Annotated in this window: 20 protein-coding genes and 7 pseudogenes; 19 read left to right on the forward strand and 8 right to left on the reverse strand. The window is 36.4% G+C overall.

Annotation, left to right across the window (positions count from 1 at the left end):
- Positions 1-10 precede the first annotated feature (10 nt).
- Positions 11-529 (reverse strand): ImmA/IrrE family metallo-endopeptidase, encoded by a 519-nt coding sequence (locus LNN34_RS01960; RefSeq protein ID WP_229042613.1) that lies wholly within the window; start codon positions 527-529, stop codon positions 11-13.
- Positions 530-758: 229 nt separating this feature from the next.
- Between LNN34_RS01960 and LNN34_RS01965 the strand changes: the two genes are divergently transcribed.
- Positions 759-1,295, forward strand: coding sequence for an AAA family ATPase (locus tag LNN34_RS01965; RefSeq protein WP_229042614.1), 537 nt, complete (start codon positions 759-761; stop codon positions 1,293-1,295).
- Positions 1,296-1,638: 343 nt separating this feature from the next.
- The gene (locus LNN34_RS01970; RefSeq protein ID WP_032679256.1) at positions 1,639-1,806 is read left to right on the forward strand and encodes a hypothetical protein; all 168 of its coding nucleotides are present in this window, start codon (positions 1,639-1,641) and stop codon (positions 1,804-1,806) included.
- Positions 1,807-2,074: 268 nt separating this feature from the next.
- Here the strand turns inward: LNN34_RS01970 and LNN34_RS21980 are convergent.
- Positions 2,075-2,188 (reverse strand): annotated as a pseudogene (locus tag LNN34_RS21980) (transcriptional regulator); the annotation flags it as partial.
- Between LNN34_RS21980 and LNN34_RS01980 the strand changes: the two are divergent.
- The 6 genes and pseudogenes from LNN34_RS01980 to LNN34_RS02005 all read left to right on the forward strand — a co-directional run.
- Positions 2,189-2,443: pseudogene (locus LNN34_RS01980) on the forward strand (DUF2577 family protein); the annotation flags it as partial. It abuts the pseudogene before it with no gap.
- Between the two features lie 35 nt (positions 2,444-2,478).
- Positions 2,479-3,177, forward strand: coding sequence for an aspartate/glutamate racemase family protein (locus LNN34_RS01985; protein ID WP_059335472.1), 699 nt, complete (start codon positions 2,479-2,481; stop codon positions 3,175-3,177).
- Between the two features lie 100 nt (positions 3,178-3,277).
- A pseudogene (locus tag LNN34_RS01990) lies at positions 3,278-3,472 on the forward strand (DUF2634 domain-containing protein); the annotation flags it as partial.
- A pseudogene (locus LNN34_RS01995) lies at positions 3,459-4,093 on the forward strand (phage portal protein); the annotation flags it as partial. The pseudogenes LNN34_RS01990 and LNN34_RS01995, both read left to right, overlap by 14 nt.
- Before the next feature lie 45 nt (positions 4,094-4,138).
- The gene (locus LNN34_RS02000) at positions 4,139-4,561 is read left to right on the forward strand and encodes a phage holin family protein (protein ID WP_229042615.1); all 423 of its coding nucleotides are present in this window, start codon (positions 4,139-4,141) and stop codon (positions 4,559-4,561) included.
- A gap of 43 nt (positions 4,562-4,604) precedes the next feature.
- Positions 4,605-5,403: pseudogene (locus LNN34_RS02005) on the forward strand (N-acetylmuramoyl-L-alanine amidase).
- 36 nt (positions 5,404-5,439) lie between these two features.
- Here the strand turns inward: LNN34_RS02005 and LNN34_RS02010 are convergent.
- Complete coding sequence (locus tag LNN34_RS02010; RefSeq protein WP_229042616.1) at positions 5,440-5,727, reverse strand: hypothetical protein; 288 nt, start codon at positions 5,725-5,727, stop codon at positions 5,440-5,442.
- Between the two features lie 13 nt (positions 5,728-5,740).
- A complete protein-coding gene (locus tag LNN34_RS02015; protein ID WP_229042617.1) occupies positions 5,741-7,663 on the reverse strand; it encodes a ribonuclease YeeF family protein in 1,923 nt (640 codons plus the stop codon).
- Positions 7,664-8,246: 583 nt separating this feature from the next.
- Here LNN34_RS02015 and LNN34_RS02020 point away from each other — a divergent pair.
- A complete protein-coding gene (locus LNN34_RS02020; protein WP_229042625.1) occupies positions 8,247-8,378 on the forward strand; it encodes a helix-turn-helix domain-containing protein in 132 nt (43 codons plus the stop codon).
- Positions 8,379-8,545: 167 nt separating this feature from the next.
- Here LNN34_RS02020 and LNN34_RS02025 read toward each other — a convergent pair whose 3' ends face one another.
- A complete protein-coding gene (locus tag LNN34_RS02025) occupies positions 8,546-8,989 on the reverse strand; it encodes a MerR family transcriptional regulator (RefSeq protein ID WP_229042618.1) in 444 nt (147 codons plus the stop codon).
- Between the two features lie 169 nt (positions 8,990-9,158).
- On the opposite strand from LNN34_RS02025, the gene LNN34_RS02030 reads away from it, so the two are divergent.
- The gene (locus LNN34_RS02030; protein ID WP_024714969.1) at positions 9,159-10,010 is read left to right on the forward strand and encodes an aldo/keto reductase; all 852 of its coding nucleotides are present in this window, start codon (positions 9,159-9,161) and stop codon (positions 10,008-10,010) included.
- 190 nt (positions 10,011-10,200) lie between these two features.
- On the opposite strand, the gene LNN34_RS02035 is transcribed toward LNN34_RS02030, so the two are convergent.
- Positions 10,201-10,335 (reverse strand): hypothetical protein, encoded by a 135-nt coding sequence (locus LNN34_RS02035; protein ID WP_229042626.1) that lies wholly within the window; start codon positions 10,333-10,335, stop codon positions 10,201-10,203.
- 409 nt (positions 10,336-10,744) lie between these two features.
- Here LNN34_RS02035 and LNN34_RS02040 point away from each other — a divergent pair, with 409 nt between their 5' ends.
- A complete protein-coding gene (locus LNN34_RS02040) occupies positions 10,745-11,875 on the forward strand; it encodes an aspartate phosphatase (protein ID WP_229042619.1) in 1,131 nt (376 codons plus the stop codon).
- Positions 11,876-12,248: 373 nt separating this feature from the next.
- Here the strand turns inward: LNN34_RS02040 and LNN34_RS02045 are convergent, their stop codons facing one another.
- Positions 12,249-13,127, reverse strand: coding sequence for a LysR family transcriptional regulator (locus LNN34_RS02045; RefSeq protein ID WP_229042620.1), 879 nt, complete (start codon positions 13,125-13,127; stop codon positions 12,249-12,251).
- Positions 13,128-13,381: 254 nt separating this feature from the next.
- Here LNN34_RS02045 and LNN34_RS02050 point away from each other — a divergent pair, with 254 nt between their 5' ends.
- The 4 genes from LNN34_RS02050 (at position 13,382) to LNN34_RS02065 (ending at position 19,236) form a co-directional block, all read left to right on the forward strand.
- Complete coding sequence (locus tag LNN34_RS02050) at positions 13,382-15,721, forward strand: molybdopterin-containing oxidoreductase family protein (RefSeq protein ID WP_229042621.1); 2,340 nt, start codon at positions 13,382-13,384, stop codon at positions 15,719-15,721.
- A gap of 473 nt (positions 15,722-16,194) precedes the next feature.
- Entirely contained in the window at positions 16,195-17,376 is a 1,182-nt protein-coding gene (locus LNN34_RS02055) for a CynX/NimT family MFS transporter (protein WP_229042622.1), read from the forward strand.
- 70 nt (positions 17,377-17,446) lie between these two features.
- Positions 17,447-17,725 (forward strand): ArsR/SmtB family transcription factor, encoded by a 279-nt coding sequence (locus tag LNN34_RS02060; RefSeq protein ID WP_229042623.1) that lies wholly within the window; start codon positions 17,447-17,449, stop codon positions 17,723-17,725.
- A gap of 368 nt (positions 17,726-18,093) precedes the next feature.
- Positions 18,094-19,236, forward strand: a complete 1,143-nt coding sequence (locus LNN34_RS02065; protein ID WP_229042627.1) for an MFS transporter — start codon at positions 18,094-18,096, stop codon at positions 19,234-19,236.
- Between the two features lie 976 nt (positions 19,237-20,212).
- Here the strand turns inward: LNN34_RS02065 and LNN34_RS02070 are convergent.
- Positions 20,213-21,208 (reverse strand): NADPH:quinone oxidoreductase family protein, encoded by a 996-nt coding sequence (locus LNN34_RS02070; RefSeq protein WP_029318099.1) that lies wholly within the window; start codon positions 21,206-21,208, stop codon positions 20,213-20,215.
- Positions 21,209-21,365: 157 nt separating this feature from the next.
- On the opposite strand from LNN34_RS02070, the gene LNN34_RS02075 reads away from it, so the two are divergent.
- The 4 genes and pseudogenes from LNN34_RS02075 (at position 21,366) to spoIVCA (ending at position 24,020) form a co-directional block, all read left to right on the forward strand.
- Entirely contained in the window at positions 21,366-21,959 is a 594-nt protein-coding gene (locus LNN34_RS02075) for a TetR/AcrR family transcriptional regulator (RefSeq protein WP_229042624.1), read from the forward strand.
- 250 nt (positions 21,960-22,209) lie between these two features.
- Positions 22,210-22,299: pseudogene (locus LNN34_RS02080) on the forward strand (hypothetical protein); the annotation flags it as partial.
- 124 nt (positions 22,300-22,423) lie between these two features.
- Positions 22,424-22,602, forward strand: a pseudogene (locus LNN34_RS21985) (hypothetical protein).
- Positions 22,560-24,020 (forward strand): site-specific DNA recombinase SpoIVCA, encoded by a 1,461-nt coding sequence (spoIVCA, locus tag LNN34_RS02090; RefSeq protein ID WP_229042628.1) that lies wholly within the window; start codon positions 22,560-22,562, stop codon positions 24,018-24,020. The pseudogene LNN34_RS21985 and the gene spoIVCA overlap by 43 nt, the downstream one beginning before the upstream one ends.
- Positions 24,021-24,112 lie beyond the last annotated feature (92 nt).

The raw sequence follows: 24,112 nt of genomic DNA on the forward strand, positions 1-24,112 counted from the left end.
TCATTATTCATTACAAAAGGGGGGTGCACAGATTTCCCGTAACTGTTTGATTAAATAAATGTTGAGTCAGTTTACTGTAATAAATGCTCAAACGTTTCTTAGCAAATGAAGGGGATACCTTAAATAACCAAGCTACATTTTCAATTGCATGTGATTGTATGTACGAAAGATTAATATTACGCAACATGAAAGTTGGAATGCAAAAGTGATATGTAAAATAATTGGACTGCCACTCTAAATAATCAGTCCAAGTTGACGGCATTGTTTTTTTATCACCTTCATGTCTATATATATGGCAAAATTCATGAGCGAAATCATACCATTGTTCAGTTCGGCTTTTTCGGCTGTCCAAGCATATATTATAAATCCCACTGTGTTTAAGTGCGAAGCTTGTAACAGGTTTAAACGAAAGCCTGATATCTAATGACTCAGCAATCCGTTCAAAATTAATTTGTTCAGGTTCTGTAATATCAATCTTTCTGTATAAGTTTTCAATCCAATCCTCTAAATGACTGTTTGTATACCTCAAGATAAAAAACCTCCTTAAAGACGACAATCTAAAAATTGGATTCGTTTAAATATTATAGGGAAATCAAGACTTTTTTCATAGGAAAATGCGTCTAATGAGATGGAATATGAATAACACGCATCTGGATTTCTCTAGAAAAGTAAAGGTCTTTAGGGATTTATGTCAAAATAATAGTAGGTACCTTATGCAACAAACAGCGAGTTTGGTTGCTTAATAAGGAGGGGGAAGTATGAAAAAAAATATTCACATATTGGGAGCCTCTGGTGTCGGAACTTCAACATTGGGTGCTGCATTGTCAAAGTGTTTGCCTCATACGCATCTTGATACTGATAATTACTATTGGTTAGATAAATTCACTAAAAAAAGAGAAATTCCTGAAAGACGAAAGTTGCTTGAAAAAGACTTAACAATAAATGAGAAATGGATTCTTTCTGGTGCAGTGTGTGGCTGGGGCGATAATCTAAAAAGTTATTTTGACCTTGTCGTCTTCTTATGGATTCCACAAGATATACGGCTTGAGAGACTAAGGCACAGGGAATTTCAGCGTTATGGAAACGAAGTGTTAGCCGGTGGCAGTAAATATGAACAATCAAAAGCATTTTTAGAGTGGGCTTCTTTATATGACACTGCTGGAATGGAAATTAGAAGTAAAGCATTACACGAATATTGGATGGCAGATTTATCTTGTCCAGTGTTAAAAATTGAAGGCGATTACTCAGTCAATGAAAGAGTTGACCGTGTCTTGGATTATCTGAATTCTAATTAAACTAACGGATAGCGATAGCTGCATCAGAAAATAAACCCAAAAATCAAAGACAGTTCCAGTATGACATTTAATGAGCTGTTTTTTATACCGCTATCAGTTTGCCTACGCAGTGATTTATTTTTGGTAGCATCCCCACAACAGAGAAGAGATTGTTCTTCATAAGGAAGTTTTTGGTTCAGTTGCAGGAATTGGGAATTCAATGATTAGATACACCCTGAAACCTGTCCAGCTAGTGCTTATGCTGGTTACCATTGAATGAAAAGCCATTGCCAATCCTTTTTTATTATTAAAATGCAAGTGAAAGAGGCAAAGAAATTAAAATGGACTTCAAAGGAGTTTAATCATGAAAATGAATGATAAGATGAAAGAGGTTCAAAGAAAATACAGAGAAGAGCTTAAAAAAAAGAAACAAGATCATGAAGATGATAAACGTGATATTAAAGAAACAATTATTGTTGTAACGATAATTGTATTGTTTATTTTTTTCACTTACACCTTGCAAGGTTTTTAAGAAGAATCCCCTGTTCCCCATTTCGATACTCTGCAGTTTTCCTCACAGTAAACGCTATTTTTTTATATATAAAAATATAAAAGAAACATAAATGAAAATATAAATGAGAAAAACAATAAAAACCCTTGTCATATAAGGGTTTCTAAAGGATTCAAAAATTACTTTATAAATGAGGATATGATTGAGATATAAATGAGAATCTAAATCTTATTAGTAAACAGAATTAAACATAATAAACAGAAATAAATAAATAATAAACTAACTGCGTTTATTTATCTGATTTCCGTCTTTCCTTTAATTGCTCCGTTATAATCTCCAAAGCAGCTTGTTCATCAGTTACTTCTCCGTCTTTTGCTGCAAGGAACGTTTCAGGATCGTTTAAGCAGTTGATTCTGAGTCACCGGTGGATATTCTGTCGGCTGAAGTGGTTTCCGTTTCACCAATTGAAATAAAGCTTAATGAAAATGACAAATTAATAATACCTGCTGATTTGATCATTGTTCCAAAGCGGCTGCGGGCCGGTGAAGAAGAAGCGTTGAATACTGGTGAAAGTGTGATGGTTGTCTCCTTAAAATTTAATAATAGTAATCCTGAAAAAATAAATAATTGTAAAGACCTAATCTATGCTTTAGAATAACTATAATATTTTGAAAACTTCATCCGAGGTGGGTTATGAAAACTATTGGTCTTATTGGTGGAATGAGTTGGGAATCTTCAGCTGAGTATTATCGAATTATCAATGAAGAAATAAAAAAGAAGTTAGGAGGGCTTCACTCGGCAAAATGTCTTTTATACAGTGTTGATTTTAAGGAAATTGAACATTATCAATCTGTAGGGGCTTGGGATAAAGCAGGTGAAGCTTTAGGGGAAGTTGCAAGATCATTAGAAAAAGCGGGTGCAGATTTTATTGTAATATGTACAAATACTATGCATAAAGTTCTTGGATATATACAAGAAATGATCACTATACCTATTTTGCATATTGCCGACGCAACTGCAGAACAAATTATTAGACAAGACATTCGCTCAGTAGGATTGCTTGGTACTAAATATACGATGGAACAAGATTTTTATAAATCACGTATTGCGTCTCATGATATTAATGTCATTGTTCCTGATGATGATGAAAGAGAATTAATAAATAATATTATTTATCAAGAACTATGTCTAGGTGAAATTAAACAGTCTTCCAAAAACGTTTATAAGAAGATCATAAATAATTTGGTGGATAGAGGAGCAGAAGGAATCATTCTTGGATGCACTGAAATTGGACTATTAGTAAAGGTAGAGGATTCAAAAGTGCCATTATTTGATACGACTTTAATCCATGCTCAAAAAGCAGTAAATAAATCTCTTTCGATTTCTTCTTAGAATGATTACTTCTTATATTTTAAAACCGCTCTTTAGGAGCGGTTTTTATTATGGTTCATTCAATCAATAAATGGAAAAACGTTATAGGAGTGTTTATTTCATGACCCTTTCCCCAGAAATTGAATTTGATGATATTGAAGATGACAGCGAAGTCATAGAGACCTCGCAAACCTACAAAATAGATTTTGAAAATGGCCGTATCACAAATGAAATCATCACAGGCCTTGAAGCGATCAAGCAGTTTGTATATTTATCCCTTCATACTGAGCGATATGCATATTGGTACCTTATTCATTGAAGAAAGTAACAATATGAATTCATGGACCACAGTCTCTTCATTGGTTGTTAAAGCAAATACGTTTTAACTAAACGCTATATCCGTTTCAGATACGCAAATAGTAACCTGCAGCAATCAGAATTCTTACTTTACCAGTCATTGGGCGCAGGTGAAGAGGATATAAACATTAACCACACTGTTCCTATTACAGCAGTTGCTCTGTTCTCAGTCCAGTTAGATAAAAGCGGGTTAACTAATGATGGTCGTTTAAAAGTTCAAACTGAAGGCTTGAACCTTAGCTCATTGGACACTCAATCAAAAACGATGGATATTGTCTTTCACGATAGAACAGAAACCATTGGTGAGGGTAACCCATTCACCGTTGGATCATTTAAAACGTTACTCATTGAGGTTTATGGGACGGCTGAGACAAGTGAATTGAAGTTCTGGGGTAAATCCTTATCGGGAACAAAAAGAGCCTTGAGAGGGCAAAAAGTGGATGACGGAACATTTGCCACTAGCACAAAAGGAAAATCTGAAGCCTGATCTTTTGACATTACTGGTTTTAAAGAAATTGTTATGGAGCTTACATTTTTAACAAATGGAAACTTTTCAGTTAGAGGGACGGCCGTCTCATAAGATCCGGCTGTCCTTTTTTATTTGCCTCGGAGGAGGTGATTAGAAATGGAGGAGACAAGTTTGTTTATCAATTTTGAAACATTAGATTTAGCAAGAGTATATTTATTTGGAGGGGTGAAGTACCTTGATTTACTTCTAGTACTTAGCATAATTGACGTTTTAACAGGAGTAATCAAGGCATGGAAATTCATAAAACTGCGAAGCCGGAGCGCATGGTTTGGTTATGTCCGTAAGCTGCTCAATTTCTTTGCGGTCATTTTAGCAAATGTTATTGATACAGTCCTCAATTTAAACGGCGTCCTAACCTTTGGTACCGTTCTTTTTTATATCGCTAATGAAGGCTTGTCAATAACTGAAAACTTAGCACAGATCGGTGTTAAAATCCCTTCAACGATAACAGATCGATTACAAACAATTGAGAACGAAAAAGAACAGAGTAAGGATAACGCAGACAAAGCTGCTGGCTAAGCCAGTGGCTTTTTTATTACACAGACAGAAGGAGAGAGGATATATGCCAATCAAAGTTGTTAAAAATCTAGTTTCTAAATCAAAATATGGATTGAAATGTCCTAATCCAATGAAAGCTGAATATATCACTATTCACAACACTGCGAATGATGCTTCAGCAGCCAATAGGATTTCTTACATGAAGAATAACTCTAGCTCAACGAGTTTTCACTTTGCAGTAGACGATAAACAGGTCATTCAAGGAATTCCAACAAATCGTAACGCTTGGCATACAGGAGATGGAACAAACGGTACAGGGAATCGTAAGTTATAGCAAGTCAGGAGGGGCACGATATAAGGCAGCGGAAAAGCTTGCTATTAAGTTTGTGGCGCAGTTGCTTAAAGAACGAGGATGGGGTGTTGATCGTGTCCGCAAGCACCAAGACTGGAACGGCAAGTATTGCCCGCATCGTATTTTGTCAGAAGGAAGATGGGACGAGGTTAAGGCTGCCATTGAAAAAGAATTGAAGTCGCTAGGTGGGAAAATAAGTACAAGCAAAACAAGTACAGCTAAAAAGAAAACAACAAACTCAAGCAGCAAAAAGACATCATATGCGCTGCCTTCCGGTATTTTCAAAGTGAAGAGCCCAATGATGAGAGGCGAGTCCGTCACGCAGATTCAGAAAGCTCTAGCGACTCTTTATTTCTACCCGGATAAAGAAGCGGAAAATAACGGCATAGACGGCATTTATGGTCCGAAAACTGCAGATGCAGTTAGACGATTCCAGTTAATGCATGGCCTTTCTGCTGATGGAATTTATGGACCTAAGACTAGAGAGAAAATTGAAGCGTTAATGAAATAAAAAAGGCTCTCTTTTCAAGAGGCCTTTTTTATAATATTAATCCTCAATATTTTCGATTACCTGTCTAACCATCTCATGTATTTGGTCAAACTGCCATTCTATATCACCTATTACTAAATGTAACTGTAGTAATTCAGAAGTTAGTTTTTCTTTATCTTCAATTTGACTTAAGTTAGCTAAAATTTTATTCATTCTTGCATCTATTTGCGGAAGTTCTTTAATATTTTCCTCTTCTTCTAAAAGTTCTTCTGTTGAAATTAATGTACTATTATATTTTTCATTTAATTCTTTTAAAGCACTAAAGATTTTATCAATATTTTTCATCTATCTTAACCACCTATTTTAATTTTCTTCCAATGGCATTCTTAGTCTTAACTTCGTTCAATGTTCCATCCAAATTCAACACTACTCTTAAATTTCCTCTTTTATCGAAAACTTCTAAATGATCCTTGTGCAAATTATCTAAATAAAATCTATCGCCTTTTTTCAGATACGGATTATCCAATTTTTTATTAACTTCATAGATTGATTGGCCTTGGAATTGATTTTTTGTTTTTTTAACATTGTTTTTTATAGTTTTTCCAAATCCATCATTAAAAAATTCTTTCATATTCGATACTGATTTAGCTTCACTGGTTAACTTACTACTATTAGCATTCTCCTTAGAACCATGATCAACATCAAAAGACTTTTTAATTTGTTGAATTGTATCTTGTCCAGATTTTTGTAAGTTTAGCACATTTATAGGAACATCACTAGCTAACAGAAGTTCTTTAGCAAAAGGATTTGGTATTGACTCTAAACCTTTTTTAAAAAGTTTCCCAAAGTCTTTGGTGTCTTTTACTACTTTTTTTGATGCAGATTTACCAACATTTCCGGCACTGTTTACCCCTTTTTTACCCGACTTGCTGATTCCCTTCTCTGCGACTTTCCCGACCTGTGAAACGACGGATCCACTCTTTGTAACAGCACCACCGCCGCCTGATATGAATAGGCTGGCTACATTTAAAGTGAAATATGTGGTGTAGTGCGATTGTGAATACATATCTCCGTGTACAAAGTTTTTGTCCCAGCTTTCTTTTACCTCATCCCAAGTAGAATCCCAGGCTTTTTTATAGTCGAATTCAAAAACGGACTTTATCGTTCCTTTTGGATCTAAACCGAGATCGATCCCGAATTTTGCAATTCCTAAAAGTCCTTCACCAGTTTCCTTCGAAAAATCATAATATGCCATTTGTTTGCCTTTATAGTATTCATATACTGGACCTAATTTTTTACCCGCTGCATCTATAGGGGCTAAATATTCTTTAACCGTCTTCTCTGTATCATCTATACCGGCTAATAAACCTTCATATACACTGTCAATCTGTTCTTTCAAAATATCCTTGGTCGCTCGAAGAGGATTACCCCAAAACTCGAGGGATTTAACATACTCCTGTTGTTCAGTGGTGAGGTTGTCGTATCCAATCTCTTTAGCAACTTTTAGATACTCGTCAGGATCATCAACCAACGTATTGAGCTTTTTCTGTAATTCTTTGATTTCCCGTTCTTTTTCTTCTTTCTTTTTAATCGTCAAATAAGCCTCTGTACGCTTCTCAATATCACCTTTATTCTTATGTATATCACTCTCACGGTACGCCTTGGCGTTGTAGTGAATGGGCGTAGCGTTTTTGCCTTTGCCCGTTGCTTCTTGGAGCTTTTGGAAATCTGATTTGATGAATTGTTCATTTGGTTCTGACATAGCATAGTCTGTCAGTAAATCTTCGTCAAGGTCACCTAGTTTTTCAATTGTTTTTTTGCGTTTATCATTGGCATCTGCAAGCTCATCCTTGAAGGTTTCTGTTGAAAACAAGTCGAGCGGGAGGATGTTGTCGATATCGTTTAGAATATCTTTCATGGCTTTTTTCTGTTCAGACATGATTGACTTTGATTTTTTATGGGCGTTAGCCAGTTCATGTTCTAAAAAGGATTCTTCCACGTATGCGTCAGAGAGGCCTTTGTTCTCGACAACTCCGGCAATGCTGTTAAAAAATGCGATCTTCATGTCAATGTAGTCGATCCATTGATCAGTGACACCAACATGGTCGTGATAGAATGCTTTAATGTTGTTAGCACCTTTACCTGAGAATTCGCTGTCGTCCAGTTCAGCGACGCTTTGTAAAGCTTTTCTCAAGTTGACCATTTGCGTCCTTAGTTCTTTATATTCTTTGGCGCGGTCTGTAGCTTCAGACATAAGTGTTTTAGCTTCAAAGACTTTCATAATCATACCCTTTCATTTAATCGTATAACAAAATATTACCATGGAAGAAAGAAGAAACGAACTTAAAATTAACTTGATTGATTATATCAAGGATACCGAAGAAAAAGTCTAAGGTTTTTTTGCGGTTCAAACACTTTTGAAAATATCAAAATAATACATAAAAAGGAATAAGGAGGGGTCCTGTAAATCAGTTTTACCATTTGCATATGCTATAATTAATCAAAACACAAAAGGGAGGAGTGGTACTCTTCTTCGCCATACTCGCAGCAGTCATCATACCGCCCTCCTAATTAATCGAAACACAGGGTATTCCACTAACATAAAAATCTCTACTCTAAAAGTCCGAGTTCAATTTCTCGGCCCCACCTAACTCAGTTGTTGCCAAGGGGAGTAAATTATCTGAAGTGGCTGCTGCTCTGGATTATTTAAGAAAAAATTTTTCTCATGAAATAAAGTTAGACGGACTAGCTAAAAAAGTAAACCTTAACCAGCAGCTTTAAACAAGTGACAACCATAAACTCCGATCCAATAGCAAAGAGTTTTACGTCTTCATGAAGCAAGGCGGTTGATTATCGGAAAAGATATGAGGGTTGCTGACGTTGCCTTTCAAGTTGGCCATGAAAGTCCTTCTTATTTTAATAGAGAGTATAGAAAGATGTTCGGAAAGCCCTCAAGGAAAAATCGTAAAGAGAATCTGAATTTATATAATATGTAGTCCAGATCAAGAAGCCGCATACAGATGCGGCTTCTATCAATTTATATTTAATAGAAAGTAACCTTAGGGACTTGCAGCCCTATCGCCGTATATAAACAAATTTAATCCCTCATAATCTGTCATAGAAGTTTAAAAGCGATTGATGTGCTCATGAATATCTCTCACATCTACCGGACAGTGGGTGAGTAAAATACGTCACTATGCATATGTTGTATTTTCTCCCAGTTGGTGGGGTTAGTTGTATCAGGAGAGCGGTGCTCCATAATGGCCTGATATAGGGCAGTTTTTTGTTCCAAATGGGCAATGTGCTGTTTGGCTTCTTCGAGCTGAGAGAGTGCTTCTTCTTTATGCTCCATCATGAGTGTGTACCGTTGTGGAATGGTCGAATCTCCTTCAAGACAGAGATTCACGTACGTTTTAATGACTTCAATCGGCATCCCGGATTGCCTGAGACATTTGACGCCAAACAGCCAGTTGATTGATTCTTCGTCGAACAAACGAATATTGTTTTTATTGCGCTGTACACTCGGCACCAGGCCTTTATCCGTGTAAAAGCGCACCGCATGCTCGGTGAGTCCGGTTATCATCGCTGCTTCTTTGACTGTATGCATGTGTAGTCCTCCTTTAAAAATTTTTTAAAAAGTGCTTGCCTTCGTGTTACACGAAGGTAATAAGCTTATTATAACGCAAACCAGCCGTAGCGGAATTCATTCTGCAGTGCCCGATTTTCGGGATGCGTGCCGTTTGTCGTTCTACATTTGAACAATAGGAGGAATTACAATGCAAACCGTAACATTAAACAATGGAGTGAAAATGCCAATTATCGGCTTCGGTGTATACCAAGTCCCCGATGCTCAAGAATGTGAAAACGCTGTATATGAAGCACTGATGGCCGGTTATCGCCTGATTGACACCGCTTCCGGTTACCTAAACGAGGAAGCGGTTGGACGTGCAATCAAGCGGAGCGGCGTGCCGCGTGAGGAGCTATTCATTACGACCAAGCTCTGGATTCAGGATGCCGGCTATGAAAGCGCCAAAATAGCATTTTCCAAATCATTGAGTAAGCTACAGCTGGATTATCTTGATTTATACCTTATTCACCAACCATACGGCGATTACTACGGTGCTTGGCGTGCGATGGAGGACCTGTACCGCGAAGGCAAAATCAGGGCAATCGGAGTCAGCAACTTCCACCCCGACCGTCTAATGGATCTCATCCTGCATAATGAAATCGTGCCAGCCGTCAATCAAGTCGAAACACATCCATTCTACCAGCAAAAAGAAAGTGCTGCTTTTATGAAGGAGCAGGGAGTACAACACGAGTCGTGGGCACCGTTCGCTGAAGGACGCAATAACATGTTCAGCAACGAAGTATTGACTTCCATTGCGGAAAAATACAATAAATCTGTCGCCCAGGTCGTGCTACGTTGGCTTGTTCAGCGTGAAGTCGTTACAATTCCAAAATCGGTGCGCAAAGAACGGATTGTCGAAAACTTTGACATTTTCGATTTTGAGTTGAGCTTAGAGGATATCGAACAAATTTCCACTCTTGATAAAGGAGAAAGTCTTTTCGGATCGCACCGAGATCCTCAAATTGTAAAATCAATAAGTGCTATGAAATTCGATCTGTAACTTTTGTTTGTATCGTGAAGTGATCACTCATGTATCCTTATATTTATGAATAAAGGACAGAGGAGATAATAGTGAAATATTTATTACCATTGTATGTAGGTGTGAACAAGATTCGCTTATCTTTCTAAGAAATAAGAAAAAGCCGTTTTGAAACGGCTAAAGGGAATTAGAACTAATGTTGTTTATCGAATCAAACAAGGAATTCATGAGTAGGTGCGAGAGTTACATTCCGGGATGCTTCCTTCATTTCGCCATTAGACATAGATCCGAAAAAGGCAAGGCCAATGAAAATGGCGGATAATCTGATAAACAATTTAGATTTAATACATGCATTCCCCTTTCGATATTTGCTTTTTAGTATATACACTATTTTTGGGGAATGGATACTCTATTGCTGTTCGTCCTGCGCATATCATGCTATACCTTTTATGATGAAAATAATTTCAGAATGTTTGTGAAAAGTATTATAATATAAATAATTCTTTAATGAGGATTATCATAGTAAGGTGCAATGGATAAAATACGTAAAAAGCCCATTTCATAAAAATACTTGAATAACTTTCTTTACCGTTATACAGGAGAAAGAACGGATAGAGTCCTTATAAAAAAGCAGGCATAATGCCTGCTTTTTTATTATGGACGAACCGAAGAAAAAGTTTGCGGTTTTTTTGCGGTCCAAACACTTTTTAAAAATGTTAGAATATTACATAAAAAGACATTAAAGGAGGGGGCTTGTGAATCCGGTTTTATCATCGTCAGAAGTTGGCGTGAAGATCAATGAATGGTATAAAATGATACGTCAATTTAGTGTCCCGGATGCAGAGATTTTAAAGGCAGAGGTGGAGCAAGAGATCAATCAGATGGAGGAAGATGAGTATTTACTTATTTACTTCTCTCTAATGAAATTCCGTCATCAGCTTATGTTAGATTATTTGGAACCAGTTACAACAAGAATCAGGCCAACTATTGATGAACTGCTTGAAAAAATAGAAGCATCCAATAAGGGGATAACTGGTCTGTTGTCTTACTACTCTCTGTTTTTTCGTGGAATGTATGAGTTTGATAAGAGGGAATATGTCAAAGCAATTGGTTTTTATCGAGAAGCAGAAAAACACCTTACTCATGTTAATGATGATATTGAGAAGGCGGAATTTCATTTTAAGTTGGCTGAAGCTTACTATATTATGAAGCAAAATCATATCTCGATGCACCATGTTAAACAAGCAATGGACATTTATAATCAATATGAACTTTATAAAGTGCGAAAAATACAATGTCATTTCGTGATATCTGGAAATTACGTTGATTTTAAACATTTCGAGAAAAGCCTGCCGCACCTTGAAAAAGCCTTAGAGTTATCCAAACAATTAGATCGCAATGAAAGGCTGCTTAGCTCGGCTTACTACAATCTCGGAAAGAATTACGCAGATTTAGGAATAAATGATAAAGCAGATCATTTCTTAAATGAGTCTGCCAAGGTATCAGAAAGTGCTAAGTTGAGCAATTTACCACATTCACTGTTTACATACGCTAAATTTCTTTTTAAGCAAGGGAAAACAAGTGAAGCAATAAAAATGAGTAAAAAGGGTTTATCCGCTGCAATATCCCAAGGTGATAAACTTTTTGTTTCCCTGCAAAAGTATTTGGAAGCACTTTATATTAATGCAGTAGATCAAGTGGGAATCAAAAAAACGATTGATTACTTAGAAAGAAATAAGAATTATGCGTATGTGGAAGATATCGCAATTGATACGGCTGAAGTTTTTGCAAAATCAAAGGAATTTGAAACATCATATGTTTATCATCAAAAAATGCTTGAAACGCAAAAACAAATTCAGAGGGGAGAATGCCTGTATGAATTTTAAAAAGGGCGTAATCATTATTCTTACTGCAGTAACTTTAAGTTTAGGTCTCGTTACTACTTTTACTGTTGAGCAAGGTATTGCATATCATCAACTTTCTGACCGAAATCAAACATGAAAACTGATTAAACCCTCTTAATTGAGGGTTTTTTATTAAGGTAGTAGGGCACCACAATATAAATTTTCGGTGTGACCGCAATAACTTTTTTATTTACAACTACTTGTTGAGTGCCTTATCTTCTTGTTTTAGAGTGATTCAATTTCTCTACAGTACCTATGACGTGGCACAAATACAAGTCAATGAAGGTGCACCTCCATCAAATGCACAATTAGTCGCAAGTTTCATAGTGAAAATTTACAAAGCAGCGAGCGGCATTTAATCACTTTCATTAGCGAAAAGAGTACGAGCTGTTTGGATAAAGACATCTGTTGCTTTAGAGATATCTTTCATATCTGGAACAGCTATACCGATTTCTCTAAACGTGTTTGGCTTTAATTCACGAAAAACGACATTTTCCGGTAGTGATAGAATATTTTTTTTCGTTGTAATTGTAATTCCTAATCCTTCTTGTACCATACATAATGCTGTGTCTATATAATCAATGACAAACCGTACATTAGGTTTCAATTTAAAATCTTTGAATAAAGAGTGAATTTGTACCTCATAACCGCCTCTTCCAAGTAATATATCCTCATCTTGTAAGTCGGGAATACCTATTGTTTCTTTCTGATATAAAGGATGACTCGAGTGCATAATGACAATCAATTGATCTTTCATTAAGGGCACGATATCGAAATCTTCTACAGGAGGAATAATCATTCCTACATCAACACATTTAGAACGTAACCATTCTTTGACTTGATCTACACTTCCTTCCGAAATCTTAACTTCAAGACCAGGATACTTATCTTCCATTGTCCGTATAATTTTGGGGATAAACCTTTTGCACGCAGTTGGGTAAGCTCCAATATGAACCTTGCCTATTTCTAATCCTTGTTCAGCTGCAATTAATTCATCTACTTTCTGTAATTCACCCAGGATATTTCTAAATTTAATTAAGACACGCTCTCCTACATCCGTAAAAAACAATCCGTTCTTCTTATTTCTCTTAATTAACTTCGTCCCTAATTCCGATTCAATCGTTGCTACGGCACGACTTACCGCAGGTTGTGTCATGTGTAGTTCTTCACCAGCTTTTGTAAAACTTCCTGTTTCCGATATCTTAACAACCAGTTGAATTTGTGATCTATTCATATCGTTCTTGTTATCTCCTATATGATTAATATGCATTTTATTTATGATGAAATCTAATGTACCATAAAAGTGAATGAAACTTCAAGATAATAACCGTAGACAAGCGGAAGACATTCAACAAAAGCCGGATAAGAATCACAAGGAATTCTAGAATATGTGATCCGTATTTGAGATGTATTCCAAACTATGTTCGACCGAAAGGTTCCTAGTTTTTTGTTATGACTAATCAACTCAATCTTAAAAAGGAGAGAGGTATGATGAATACTAGTGAAAAAAGAAGATCGGGATTTTGCTCGCAATGCGTTTCAAAATGTGGGGTTATATCTGTTACGGAAAATGATCAGTTAGTAAAGGTGATTCCAGATAAAAATCATCCAAATGGGGGAATCTGCCCAAAAGGAGCAGCAGCTCCTCAAATAGTCAATCATCCTGATCGTATTCTTTTCCCTTTAAAAAGAACTAACTCAAAGGGACAAGAACCGATATGGGAAAAAATTACTTGGGAAGAAGCCATACAAACCATTACTGATAAGTTAAAACAGATTCGTTCTGAAACAGGGGCAGAATCGGTATCATACACTTATCCAACTGTTGGTGCGAGCGGAAGTTTTAACTGGGGGCCATACCTGCAGCGCTTGATGAATCTTTACGGCACTCCCAACTATATTTCCCATACAAATGTTTGCCAATGGGCGAGGGATGAGGGCTCAAAATACACGTATGGTGTTGGATTACCTCAACCTGACTTTGAACATGCTAATTTAATATTGATATGGGGGCATAATCCAGCAGATACCAATCTTCAGACATGGAAAAGGCTCATGGAAGCGAAAAAAAGAGGGGGCAAACTAGTAGTAATTGATCCACGTCGAACAACGACAGCTGCAGCGGCAGATTTATGGATTGCTCCGAATCATGGAACTGATATTGCCTTAATATTAGGTTGTATTCGTTTCTTAATTGAGAAAAATTCATTTGATCATAAATTTCTAATTAATTGGACCAATGCCCCCTTCTTAGTGGATAAACAAACGGGGAAATTCCTTCGACCGGTAAATCATCATCCATATGAATTTTTAGCTCTTGATAAGAATCAGAAGCCATATAAAATTGATACCCGGGAAGATCCTCAAACATGGTCAGAAAATATTTTACTCACAGGTGAATATATAAATGGAAGCGTTTCTTCAGAAACTGTTTTTTCTCAATTAACCAAAAGAGTCTCTTCTTTTACGATTGAAAATGTGGAAAAAATAACGGGTGTTTCATATGAAAAAATAGTGGAACTTGGGGAATTATTATGCGATGTAGACCCGATATCTTATTATTCATGGAATGGCTTAGAACAACATGTAAATAGTTCATCAACCAATCGAGCATTATGTATCCTTTATAGTCTGACCGGTTATTTTGATAAGCAGGGAGGAAATATTATACTCCCATCTTTACCAGTTAATCCAATTAAAGATCAAAATTTAATTCCGCATTCACAACAACAGAAGCGTTTAGGAATAGAGAAGAGGCCACTAGGTGCTCCTAAAATTTCCGCAACAGGGTATGATTTTGCCGATGCTGTATTGAACGAAACGCCCTATCTGATGAGAGCGTTATTAAGTTTTGGGAGTAATATGGTCACACAAAACCCTGGGAGCGGAAACATGATTGAGGCCTTAAAAAAAATAGAATTTCATGTACATGTCGATATGTTTCATAGCCCTATGACAAGGTTTGCAGATATTGTATTACCTGCTGCGCATGCCTGGGAGTCACCAAGTCTTTTGGTTGGTTTTGAAGGGAGTTTACAAACGGCTCAACATATTCAATATAAGCCTGCAATGTCAAAGGCTCCTGGAGAAACTCGTCCTGACCTGCAAATCGTAATGGATCTAGCATTAAAAATGGACTATGAAGAAGAGTTTTGGAATGGGGATATTGAAGCAGCGTTTAATTACTATCTTGAACCTTTGAATTTAACATTAGATCAACTTCGTTCTCAGCCTGCAGGGATATCAATCCCCTTACAAGTAAACTATTGTAAATATAGTGAAAAAATGAATGGAGGAGTTAGTGGCTTTTCCACCCCAACGCGGAAGTTGGAGATTTATTCCGAGTTTTTGTTACAGCATGGGTATGATCCGTTGCCCCAATTTGAAAAACCATTAACTGTTCCGTATTATCAGGAAAAATCATATGATTTTCCGTTAGTTCTTTCTTCAAATAAATTAAAATCTTTTTGTCATAGTCAGCATCGAAATATTGCTAAACTAAGGAAAATGCATCCTGATCCATTTGTTGAGATTCACCCACAAACAGCTTATATGTATAAATTAAATGATGGTGAATGCATCCAATTGGTATCTCCTCATGGCAGAATGAAGGCAGTCACTCGAATTACACAAAGTATACCCGTGGGTACGGTATATACTCAATCTGGATGGTGGGATAAGTGTGATGAACTAGAGTTATTAGGATTTGATCCATTTTCAACTGGAGGTGCAAACGTGAATCAATTGGTAGGTATAGAGCAGCTGGATCCCATGTCAGGTTCCGAACCCTTAAAATCATATCGTTGCCAGATTTATAAAATGTCATAGATTAATTCTTTACAAATTAAGTATTATAGATAAGTGATAGAATACATTTAGAGACATAAAATTGAAGCTGATGGCTCCTTAGCGTTGGAGAAATCAGCTTTTGTTTTTCCAATAAACGTATTATCACGGGTTTTATATCAAAATGCTGGTGGTACCCCAGACTTATGACTTTTTTAAAATCAGCCGTAATATGACCAAGGTAAATGCAACATCTTTCGAGGTAAAAATAAAACGCAACAATCGCGTCTCATTGACTTGTCAGCAATGAAGAGTCCCCGTTCTTCTATCATTTCAGCCAGTCACGAAAACTAAGGTAGTACGCAGGTTGTCATGTGTAGCTCCTCGCCAAATTTTGTTTTTTACATATCATTTTTGTTATCTACCATATAATTAATATGCATTTTATTTATGTAAGAACTTCATGTACCATTAGAGAGAATTAAACTTCAAGAAATTAATCGGAGGTAACAAGTATGATCAATCGTAATAGATTATTTCTATTTGCACTTATACTAGCTGCATTTAATCTTAGGCCTGGTATAACTTCAGTTAGTCCAGTTTTGCACGGAATAACAAATGAATTAGGTATGAGTTCTGCTTCGGCTAGTCTACTTACATCTATTCCTTTATTATGTTTTGGTTTTTGTTCGTTATTCGCTGGTCGTCTAGCAAATCGCTATCAATCAGAGAAAACAATCACATTCTTTATCGCTTTTATAGGTATTGTAACGTTTTCGCGTGTCTTTACAAATTCGTCAATCTATCTATTGATAACGGCTTTATTAATTGGCGCGGGAATTGGGATTGTAAGTCCTTTACTTTCTGGTTTCATTAAAGGTCACTTTCCGGAGAAGGCAGCGTCCATGATAGGCATATATTCTACTTCAATGGTAGTTGGAGCATCCATTTCTATTGGGCTAACAACACCACTTCAACACTGGCTCAATAATTCATGGGAAAATGGATTAGCATTCTGGAGTATTCTTGCTCTAATCGCTGTTCCACTTTGGCTTATGGTTATTAAACATGCTCATAAACATACAGCATCACAAAAGAGAAATGAATCCTTGCCATTAAAAAATAAAAAGGCGTGGCTATTAACCTCTTTTGTAGGGCTTGTCACTCTTATGTTTTATTGTTTTGCTGCTTGGCTACCAGCCATCGTAGAGGAAAAAGGGTGGACGTCAGCATTTGGTGGTCTTGTAGGTACAGTAGCTATGATTGCACAGTTGCCAGCTACTCTTTTATTGCCTAGTCTCTTAAGGGTGCTCCCAAGTAGAAGACTTTGGATTACAATTTTTACCCTCAGTGTAATGACTGGCTTATCCCTTTTATGTTTTACAAACGTGACACCTATTGTTTCAAGTATATGTTTAGGGGTTGGTAGTGGTGGTCTTGTCTCACTAACTTTATTATTACCGATAGATAAGGCATCGTCCCCTATGGAGGCAAGTACTTGGTCAGCAATGACTCAAGCAATTGGATATATGATTGGTGCAGTGGGCCCATTTATAATCGGATTTCTTCATGATTTTCTAGGAAGCTTCGTTCCGACATTATACCTTCTTATACTTTTAGGTTTCATTGTTATGTTATTGGGATGGAAAATCACTAAGCCAGCTCATGCTAAAGAAGAGGGGTTATCTGTGAAATAACCCTATTCTTGTAACTGTAAGGTTAGCTTGTACTCATATGATGTATTTATTCAGGAAAGGGGTGATAATTATGGAGAATAACTCGAATTTACAGCAAGCGATAAAAATATATAAAGCACTCGGTGAACCAACACGATTAAAAATTACTCGTTTGCTGTTTAATGAAGCAAATTTATGTTGTTCGGATATCGGAATAAGACTTGAATCAATTGCTGGATCAACTTTATCCCATCACTTAAAACAGTTAACTGATTGTGGACTTCTCAGTACTTATAAAGAGGGCACATATATATATTACAGTTTAGACCGTGAGTTGATCAGAAAGTATGCTCCATATGTGATGGCGTAATTTCTCTCTTTTTGTGTTTCTACACTTATGGAAATATGCAAAAGCAAAGAGGTATGATTTTACTTTTCCCGATTATGGCTGATTTGCTTGGTAGCTATCCTCGGTTTTTTATCGGGACTTCTGAGTATATGTATTACTAGTACTTTAGAAAAATTCGCTAAAGCAAATCACCTATCGTTAGCATAATCGCATTGAATTCATGATTTGTCACTTTTATAAAACATTCAATAAAAAACTATAAAGGTCTATCTACCCACGTGCAAAAATTAGCTCTTTCCCATTATTTTTTATACGTGCGGTTAGTTTATGAACTTAAATCTATTGTTCTAGAAATATAGAAATAAGAGGTGTGATTTATATTGTCAAGTATGTGGAAAATTTATTTATTAGCTGCCATTAGTTTTCTTAATGGTACATCAGAATATGTTATTGCCGGAATCTTAGACAGAATTGCTGAAGCCAATAACATTTCAATTTCATCTGCAGGACAGCTAATCACTGTGTTTTCAGTAGCTTTTGGTGCAGGGACACCTTTTCTAATTGCTATGACTGCTCGAATGGATAGAAAAAAACTTCTTGTCTATGCTTTAACCGTTTTCTCTGTCATTAATATTCTTATCGCTATTATAACAGGATATGAAATGCTAATGGCAGCTAGAATAATTTCTGCCCTTAGTGCTGGTGTTATGCAAGTCACAGTTCTAACCCTTGCTGCAGTTTTAGCAGCTCCAGGAAAGCAAGGAAGTGCGATTGCTACAGTTATTATGGGACAAAGTACTGCTTTGGTTGTAGGTGTACCTATAGGAAGAGTTGTGGCTTCACATTATGATTGGAATGTAATATTCATTGGACTTGGGGTAGTAGGATTACTTTTCTCTGCCTTAACGTTGTTCACTATACCAAAAACAGTTGCTGAAGAAACCGTACCTTTGCGTGAGCAGTTTAAATTTTTTATGAAACCACGTATCACAGCATATTTGCTCATCACTTTTCTATGGTTAGGTGCATATTCCGTTGTATTTACGTACATTTCACCATATTTCCTAGATATATTCGGAATGGGCAATCACGGGGTAACTACAGCTCTCTTTATATTTGGTATTGCTAGTGCTATTGGAGCCCAATTAGGAGGTTTTAGTACAGATAAGTGGGGATCATTTCGTACATTAACTGGAGGAATGTTACTCCATGCTATTGCACTATTGCTATTCCCGTTTATCGGTCAATTTGCTTTTCTTTTCTATGTATTGCTTATTTTCTGGGCGCTTTCAGCTTGGTCTTCCGGCTCGCCAATACAATTTCAGCTAATAAGCCTTGCTCCTGCTGCAGCAAGCATTGTGCTTAGTTTACACAGTGCTTTTGGACAACTTGGAATGGCAGGTGGAGCTGGTATCGGCGGTATTGCTGTCAAAAATGGTTTGTTGAATTATCTTCCTTGGATTGGAGCTTTTATCCTTGTTATTGCTGTTGTAGTCACTGTTGTAGACAACGTTCTCTCTAAACAAAAATAGACTAAACAAACTTATAGCAATCTTTGCATAGAAAAATCTAACACATAAATCATCTCAGATTGCGAAACAAATGCTGAACCACTCGGAGAGTGGTTCAGCAAAAGTTACTTTCCGGAGAATGCCGCACCTATGATAGGCATATATTCTTCTTTAATGGTAGATTAAATCATTTAGTCATAATGAGATTTTGGAGAAGTGGGGAAGTAAGGCTGTTTATTGCTCACCAATTATTAACCATAATTCATACAATCGTATAGAAATGATGTAAAGCGAGGTTAGAAAGTGTAATGAGGAAAAGCTTTCATAACCAATGATATGATTTATTATGTTGAGGGCCTAATGGGTGTAGTGAAAAACCGGTGGTTTTTTTAATGCTTTTTTCACACTCATTGTAAATCTCCTCATTTGGACAAACACCTGTTACATAGCATTACCCAAGGGGTGATGCATTTTATGAAGATAATAATCATCGAGGGACCGTAAGCTGACAAATGCATTAACGATTGCTGTCATAGGAATAGAATTCCTCCCGTTTTTTATTTGCTAGGGCAGAGGAGATAATAGTGAAAAATTTATTACCATTAAGCAAAAAATCTAATAAAAGATATTTAGTCAACTCACGATTTTCCTTAATATTTTCAGGATGGAACACTGATATGCATTCATTGAACATTATATTATCTCCGATTACGGCCCTTGATCTGAACTCCAAATTCATACCTCATAATTCTGTTTAGGAAATTTTTAAATAAATCAAATAAGACCTATTTATGTGTATCCTTATGTTACTGTCAAGTATAAAAAGAATTGCTATACTCGCAAAAAAACCAGGAATAGATACTATGTACCTTCCTTATATTTTGGCATTAACATAAAGTAAGTTATAAGAAGTAAAGGAATTCCTGTTGAAAATCCCTTTACTATTCCTTTAAGACATTGTTTCATCTTTAGCCACTGGATGAGTTCTGATGAATAATCATACGATATTTACAATCGTTCTCCCTCTTACTTGTCCTTCCAATATTTCAGGAAGAACGTTAGGAAGTTGATCTAAAGTAATTTCTTGTGAAATAAATTCCTCTAAACTAGATGGTTTAAAATCTGTTGCTACACGATGCCATGTTTTTAACCGTGTTTCCATTGGACAATATACAGAATCAATCCCAAGTAAATTAACACCTCTTAAGATGAATGGAAAAACAGTAGTTGGCAGTTTTGTTCCAGCTGTTAATCCACTAACAGCAACGGAACCTCCATATTGAATTTGGCTTAAGATAGAGGCAAGAGGTTCCCCGCCTACAGGATCAACAGCTGCCGCCCATTTTTGTGATCCTAAGGCTTTAACCTTCCCTCCATAGGTCATATCCCGTGAAATAATTGTACTAGCTCCAAGTTTTCGTAAGTAATCATATTCTGATTCTTTACCTGTACTAGCTTCTACTTGATAACCGAGAGAGTTAAGGAATGAAACAGCAAAACTACCAACGCCACCTGTTGCTCCTGTTACCAGAACTTTTCCTTTTTCAGGAGATAGGTTATTTTCTTCTAGACGTTGAATAGATAGTGCCGCTGTGAAGCCAGCTGTTCCTACTATCATTGCTTCTTTGAGGGTCAAATTATCAGGTAAAGGTACAATCCAGTCTCCAGGGAGACTTGCATATTCGCTAAAACCGCCAAAATGAGAAACACCTATATCATAACTTGTGGCAATCACCTTATCCCCCTCTTTAAAGCGAGGATCATTAGAAGAAATGACTACACCTGCTAAATCTATACCCGGTATAAATGGGTATTTTCTTACGATTTTCCCATTGGGGTTCCCTGCAAGTCCATCTTTGTAGTTAATTCCAGAGTAGTGTACTTGGATGTGGACATCACTTTCTGGTAAAAACGCTGGAGAAACATTCTTTACTTTAATTGAAAATTCATCATCAACTTTGTTTACAACTAGAGCCTTGAATTCGTCTTTCATTTTATAAATCCTCCAATATGCTATCTTGATGTGAAACCACTTTAAGTATACACAATTATTCTGACCGGTCAAACTATTTTGTCTGGTCAGAATAATTTTGTGTGGATTTCATGAACTGTTGTATACTAATTGAAGGTTAGCTTTCTGGAGGTTTATTATGAAGAAAAAAGCAGAAGAAAGAAAGAATCAAATATTAAGGGCAGCTTTCCAAGCTGTGTCAACACAAGGTTATAATTCAGTTACACTACAAAGTATTGCTGATCACGCAGGAGTTAGTAAGGGCGTCGTGCATTATTACTTTGATAATAAGGAAGATACCCTTTCTCAACTACTTGAGTGGATTACAAATAAAATTTATAAACATGAATTGAAAGCAGTGGATTCGGAATCTACGCCACTGGATAAGTTGAAAGCTTATGTAAATTCAATATTTGTCTCTCCCGAGGAAAATGAAAAGTTTTACAAGGTTTATTTAGATTTCTTGTCTCAGGCAACCCGAAATGAAACGTACAGGAAAATTAACCATAGCTTTTATCAACAGTGCTGGGGCATCACATCTAACATTATTATTTTTGGACAGGAAACAGGCGTATTTGACCAAAGTATAGATGTTGAAAAAGCTTCAAAAACAATGCGATCTATTGTAGATGGATTGCTCATACAATGGCTAATGAGTGAAGATATAAATTCACATGAATATTATAAAGAGATTTGTTATCATAGCTTTTTGAATCATTTAAAGCTCACTTAATTCTATTGGTTTATCTCCATTCTTACGTAACAGAAAAAGACATAACGAATCTGAAAACAGAATATGTCCTTTAATTAAGAAGTTAAATATAACAAGCGTTGATGAAGTAAGAAGGGGACTATAGTGCTATCTTTACAACTAATTCAGTGCTTCAATAAAAGGTTTTTGTAATTGATGATAAGCATCTATTTATTGAGGGCCTTGTACAAATAAAAAGATACCAAACAACCATATTGGTTCTTTTTTGTTTAAAGTGGCTGCTGTGCAACTTAAATTGCTAACGGAAGAACAATTTGATGAGATGGTTAAACCAGAAGATATGGTGAAACCAAACATTTAAATCTTTTAAGGTGAAAACTAGTTACTGATCTGTAACTAGTTTTTTCTTTTTTCATACTCATTGAAAATCACCTCATTAGGACAAACACTTATTACATAGCATTACCCAAGGGGTGATGCATTTTATGAAGGTAATAATCATCGAGGGACCGCAAGCTGACAAATGCATTAACGATTGCTATCATTATTTAATAAAACTTTATAGAAAGGAGATCCAGGGTGATAGCAATATATGTAAGGGTATCGACCGAGGAACAAGCGATCAAGGGATCGAGCATCGACAGCCAGATCGAGGCCTGTATAAAGAAAGCAGGGACTAAGGATGTGCTGAAGTATGCCGATGAAGGATTTTCTGGTGAGCTTTTAGAACGTCCGGCTTTGAATCGCTTGAGGGACGATGCAAGCAAGGGACTTATTAGTCAAGTCATCTGCTACGATCCTGACCGTCTTTCTCGGAAGTTAATGAATCAGCTTATCATTGATGATGAATTGCGAAAGCGAAACATACCCTTGATTTTTGTAAATGGTGAGTACGCTAATTCTCCAGAAGGTCAATTATTTTTCGCTATGCGTGGAGCAATCTCAGAATTTGAAAAAGCCAAAATCAAAGAACGGACATCAAGTGGTCGATTTCAAAAAATGAAAAAAGGCATGATTATTAAAGATTCTAAACTATATGGCTATAAATTTGTTAAAGAGAAAAGAACTCTTGAGATATTTGAAGAGGAAGCAAAAATCATTCGGATGATTTTTAACTATTTCACCGATCATAAAAGCCCTTTTTTCGGCAGAGTAAATGGTATTGCTCTACATTTAACTCAAATGGGGGTTAAAACAAAAAAAGGTGCTAAAGTATGGCACAGGCAGGTTGTTCGACAGATATTAATGAACTCTTCTTATAAGGGTGAACACAGGCAGTATAAATATGACACTGAGGGTTCCTATGTTTCAAAACAGGCAGGGAATAAATCAATAATTAAAATAAGGCCTGAAGAAGAGCAAATCACTGTGGCAATTCCAGCAATTGTTCCAGCTGAACAATGGGATTATGCTCAAGAACTCTTAGGCCAAAGCAAAAGAAAGCACTTGAGTATCAGTCCCCACAATTATTTGTTATCGGGTTTGGTTAGATGCGGGAAATGCGGAAATACCATGACAGGGAAGAAAAGAAAATCACATGGTAAAGACTACTATGTGTATACTTGCCGGAAAAATTATTCTGGAGCAAAGGACCGCGGCTGCGGAAAAGAAATGTCGGAGAATAAATTGAACCGGCATGTATGGGGTGAAATTTTTAAATTCATCACAAATCCTCAAAAGTATGCTTCTTATAAAGAGATTGAGCAATCCAATCACCTGTCTGATGAATTAGAACTTATTCAAAAAGAGATAGAGAAAACAAAAAAAGGCCGCAAGCGTCTTTTAACGCTAATCAGCCTAAGCGATGACGATGATTTAGATATAGATGAAATCAAAGCACAAATTATTGAGCTACAAAAAAAGCAAAACCAGCTTACTGAAAAGTGTAACGAAATTCAATCAAAAATGAAAGTCCTGGATGATACAAGTTCAAGTGAAAATGCTCTAAAAAGAGCTATCGACTATTTTCAATCAATCGGTGCAGAAAACTTAACTCTTGAAGATAAAAAAACAATTGTTAACTTTATCGTGAAAGAAGTTACCGTTGTGGATTCTGACACCGTATATATTGAAACGTATTAAAGAGGGGTGTATGCACCCCCCTTTTGTAATTACAATCTCATTATTCATTACAAAAGGGGGGTGCACAGATTTCCCGTAACTGTTTGATTAAA

The organism is Bacillus sp. AF23 (assembly GCF_020861455.1).
Lineage (GTDB): Bacteria > Bacillota > Bacilli > Bacillales > Bacillaceae > Bacillus > Bacillus halotolerans.